Source organism: Micromonospora sp. R77 (assembly GCF_022747945.1).
Lineage (GTDB): Bacteria > Actinomycetota > Actinomycetes > Mycobacteriales > Micromonosporaceae > Micromonospora.
This window is the reverse complement of sequence record NZ_JALDST010000015.1, coordinates 1-1588: the sequence shown is the minus strand read 5'-3', so window position 1 is coordinate 1588 and position 1588 is coordinate 1. Positions and strand designations below refer to the sequence as shown.

Sequence of the window (1588 nt, the reverse complement as noted above, 5' to 3'; positions counted from 1 at the left end):
CCGGGCTGGTCGGCGGGACGCTCGGGGTCGGAGGTGTCCGGGCTCACCCGATGATCCTCTCAGGCCGGGCGGCGGCGCGGGGTGCCGGTGCCGGTCACCGGGCGAACGGCTCCAGCATCACCGCGGCGGCCTTCAGCCACGCCGCCCGGGTCTCCGGCTGGAGCTGGTGGTACTCGATCGACGAACCGGTCTCCAGCGCCGCGTCGTACGGCACCACGGCCACGGCGCGGGTCCGGGTGGCGAAGTGCCGCTCCAGGTCGTCCTGGAGCGACGAGCGGCCCGGCGTCGGGCAGGAGATCAGGGTGACCGCGTTGTCGGCCAGCTCCCCCATCCCCACCTCGTGCAGCAGGTCGAGCATCCAGTCGGCGCTGAACGCGGCGTCCTCGCGGGGCACGGTGGTGACCACGAGCTGGTCGGCGGCCTGCATCACGGTGCGCCAGTTCGGGCTCTCCACGTTGTTGCCGGTGTCCACGCAGACCACGTCGTGGGTACGCCGCAGCAGCTCCAGCACCCGCTTGACGGTGAACTGGTCCAGCCGCTGCGCGAAGCGCGGGCTCTCCTCCCCAGCCAGCACGTCGTACGAGCCGTCGGAGGCGTGCCGCAGGTAGTCGTCGAGGTGCTCCAGCAGGGGTGCGCCCTCCAGGATCTCGATCTGCGCGAGGTCGGAGATCAGGTGCCGGATGGTCCGGGCGTGCCGGGCGCTGCCGGCGCGCAGCCCGAGGGTGCCGCGCAGCTCGTTGTCGTCCCAGGCGAGCACGCCCCGCCCGCGCACGCTGCCCACCGTGGCGGCGGCCAGCACGGTGGCGGTGGTCTTGTGCACGCCGCCCTTCGGGTTGGCGAAGGCGAGCACCCGTGGGGTGCCCAGCTCCCGGCGGAGCACCCCGGCGGCCCGCTCCTGCTCGGTCTCCGGGGCCGGCGCCCGCCACTCCACCCGGGCCGGCTCGCTGCGCACCGGATAGCCGTCGGAGATCGCCGGTGGTTGGTACGCCGGCACCGGCTCCACGGCCGGCCGGTACGTCGGGACGGGCTCCGCCGCCGGGAGCGCGGGCTCCGCCGCCGGATAGCTCGGTGGCCGGTAGCCGCTGTCGAGCAGCGGGGCGTAGCGGGACTCCGGGGGCGGTGCCTCGTGCCGGTAGCCGTTGTCCAGCACCGCGTAGCGGGACTCGACGGAGGCGGTGCCCCGGCGCGGCTCGGGCACGGAGCGACCCACCGCCGGTTCGGCCCGGTGCGGCGGGTCCGCCCGGTACGCCGGATCGGTCCGGTACGCCGGCTCGGCGCGGGGTGCGGGCAGCGGGTCGACCCGGGAGCCGGGCTGCCGGTCGGCCCGGTAGCCGGTGTCGGTGCCGTAGGCCGGGTCGACGCCGTACCCGGGCTCGGCGCCGTACGTCGACGCGGTGCCGTAGGCCGGCTCGGCACCGTAGCTCGGCTCGGCCCGGTAGCCGGGCTCGGCCGGGTAGCCGGGCTCGGCCGGGTAGCCGGGCTCGGCGCGGTAGCCGGGTTCGGCGGGGTGTGACGGGTCGAGCCGGTAGGCGGGCTCGACCCGGTAGCTCGCCTCCACCCGGTAGGCGGGCTCCGCGTCGTACGTCAG

At 76.0% G+C, this 1588-nt stretch carries 1 protein-coding gene; it reads right to left on the bottom strand.

Going from position 1 to position 1588, the window contains the following annotated elements:
• Nucleotides 1–94: 94 nt before the first annotated feature.
• Nucleotides 95–1588, bottom strand: a complete 1494-nt coding sequence (locus MRQ36_RS32855; protein ID WP_242801716.1) for an AAA family ATPase — start codon at nt 1586–1588, stop codon at nt 95–97.